General features: G+C 62.4%; 1 protein-coding gene. It reads left to right on the top strand.

Annotated features, from left to right (window positions below; translation table 11 throughout):
* Positions 1 to 572, top strand: a 572-nt coding sequence (locus AC1DH9_RS30610; protein ID WP_477809513.1) for an AMP-binding protein, incomplete at both ends; no start/stop codon positions are given.

Here is a 572-nt window from a genome sequence, read left to right as displayed (position 1 = left end):
GTGCTGCACACCATGGGTGTGTCGACAATCATGGGCAGCATCGACAGCGTGCGCCTGCTGGGCACCAACGACGTGTACATGCCGATTACCCCGATGTTCCACGTGCATGCCTGGGGCTTGCCGTACGTGGCGACCATGCTTGGGCTCAAGCAGGTTTACCCCGGCCGCTACGACCCGGAATACCTGGTGGAGTTGTGGCGCAAGGAAAAGGTCAGCTTTTCCCATTGCGTGCCGACCATCCTGCAAATGGTCCTCAACGCCAAGTCCGCGCAAGGCACGGATTTCGGCGGCTGGAAAATCGTCATCGGCGGCAGCGCCCTGAACCGCGCGCTGTACGAAGCGGCCAAGGCCAAGGGCATTCAGTTGACTGCCGCCTATGGCATGTCGGAAACCGGCCCGCTGGTGTCCTGCGCTCACCTCAACGATGAACTGATGGCCGGCACCGAAGACGAACGCACCACGTATCGCATCAAGGCCGGCGTGCCGGGTCCCTTGGTGGAAGCGGCGATCATTGACGCTGATGGCAACTTCCTGCCGGCCGATGGCGAGTCCCAGGGCGAACTGGTGCTGCG

The organism is Pseudomonas sp. 05T35 (assembly GCF_056396605.1).
Note: the sequence above shows the minus strand (reverse complement) of the source record. Positions and strands in the feature narration are given on the sequence as shown.